This is a genomic window from Planktothrix sp. FACHB-1355 (assembly GCF_014748295.1).
GTDB classification, from domain to species: domain Bacteria; phylum Cyanobacteriota; class Cyanobacteriia; order Cyanobacteriales; family Aerosakkonemataceae; genus Aerosakkonema; species Aerosakkonema funiforme_A.
The window spans coordinates 1-1790 of the sequence record NZ_JACJUP010001293.1 but is presented as its reverse complement, the minus strand read 5'-3'; the positions used below and the strand labels follow the sequence as shown (position 1 = coordinate 1790).

Annotated in this window: 2 protein-coding genes and 1 pseudogene; 2 read left to right on the top strand and 1 reads right to left on the bottom strand. The window is 41.3% G+C overall.

Annotated features, from left to right (window positions below; all coding sequences use genetic code 11):
* Positions 1–221: pseudogene (locus H6S82_RS33160) on the bottom strand (DUF2459 domain-containing protein); the annotation flags it as partial.
* 150 nt (positions 222–371) lie between these two features.
* Here H6S82_RS33160 and H6S82_RS31715 point away from each other — a divergent pair.
* Positions 372–1163: a PRC-barrel domain-containing protein gene (locus H6S82_RS31715; RefSeq protein WP_190467348.1), complete on the top strand. Its 792-nt coding sequence runs from the start codon at positions 372–374 to the stop codon at positions 1161–1163.
* A gap of 325 nt (positions 1164–1488) precedes the next feature.
* Positions 1489–1790, top strand: a 302-nt coding sequence (locus H6S82_RS31710; RefSeq protein WP_191057383.1) for a Uma2 family endonuclease, incomplete at its 3' end; no start/stop codon positions are given.

The window sequence follows — 1790 nt, the reverse complement described above, 5'->3', positions numbered from 1 at the left end:
TTTTTGACTGGAACAACGATATTTGTATGAATTCCTGTGTTAGAAACGCAGATAGTATAATGACAAGCGTTTTGGGAATAATTACACCATTTAGTAGGTGTGAAGTAAGCAATGGTGAGGATAGTGAAAGTTGATAAAGACGAAAATAGAAAATAGCGACATATTTTTTTTAAGCTGGAGAGCTTTCTTCGTGGCGCTGATTTAGTGCTGTGGGGGGACATGGAGTGGCGCTCAAGATGTATACTTATGTAAGGGACGCCCTATTTTAGGGAAAAAGCGGCTTGGTAGGGTACAATAGCAGATATCGCTTAATTCTAAGTCTAATTCAAACAATAGTGCAATTATTATTTAATGTAACTAGGAGTTAGCTTATGAATACAGAACAATCACTTATTCGCCATAGCGAATTGATCGATCGGCTGGTGCTGGATCGCCGCACAGCGGAAGAATTCGGACGTGTTAACAGCCTATGGCTGAATCCTAAAACTAACCAAGTTGAGGGTTTCACCTGTAAGTCAGGTATTTTGGGAAGTAAGAAACGATCGTTTACCTGGGGGCAAATTCAATCAATTGGTGCTGATAGCATAATGGTGGATTTCAACCCCGAAGAATTTGCAGACCCGGAAAAATCTGATGATATATATTCTCTAGTCGGTCATGAGGTATGGACGGAAGCTGGGAATAAGGCGGGTAAGTTAGTAGATTATTTAATAGTTCCGCAAACTGGTGATGTAGTCAATTATTTATTTGCATCTAGCGGTTGGCGTGGCATTTTAAATGTTGTCTACTTGATTGCGCTGACAGATATTCGCAGCATTGGTAGCAAACGGTTGATTGTGAAAAATGAGGCTGTCGAAGAACCGCAGCCATACGGCGGATTGCAGGAAAAACTGGGTCAAGTTGCAGAAATTTTTAAGGAAGATTATAAGAAAACTCAGGCAGAGTTCCAAGCTTTAAAACGGGGGGTACAAGACTTAACTGCACAAGTGAAAGAGAAGGCTCAAGATATTGCCGAGCAGCTAAAAGAGCGAGCGGAAGAGTTAGAAAAAGAAGCGGAAGAAGAGCAACAAAATGCTGCTTTACCTCCGGCGGCGGAAATAATTCAAGTAAAGGCGGAGTTGATAACGGAAGAAGGGGTGAAAAAGTCTGAGGATTTGAGTTGATTGATTTGGGGAGGAAGTGCGATCGCGCTTTTCGTAAAAGCAGTTTAACATAAACCCGGTTTCTTCAAGAAACCGGGTTTATTGTGTGTATTTCAGGGAACGGTATGGAGAAAGGGAAAAAGTGCGATCGCATTCTGATTTTACGATCGAGAAGATACCGCGTTAGTGTTTAATTCATTTCAGTTAGAAGTACCGATATCTGATATTTATGAGAAAGTGAATTTTGAGGAAATCGATCGAGAAGAGGAGGGGGGAGAGTAAGAGCGATCGGCTTCCTCATGTTAAACTAAAAACAAGGCAAGAGTTAAGTTGGGTAAAAATAACCATGACAGCTACTCTACAATCAACACAACAAAGTTACTACACGCCAGAGGAATATTTAGCACTGGAAGAGACAGCAGAATACAAAAGTGAATATCACGATGGAGAGATAGTACCGATGACGGGTGGAACTACAAATCACAATCGGATTGCTAGAAATATGTTAATTGCCTTGAGTTTGCAACTGCGAGGACGAGATTATGAAGTTTTCATCGGCGATGTGCGTTTGTGGATACCTAGATTCAACCGCTTTACCTATCCTGATATGATGGTAATTGCAGGTCAACCTGAAAGATCGGAAGAGCG

What these genes read in the sequence shown, in the direction of transcription:
- H6S82_RS31715 (WP_190467348.1), top strand. Translation starts at nt 372, where the DNA reads ATGAATACAGAACAATCACTTATTCGCCATAGCGAATTGATCGATCGG.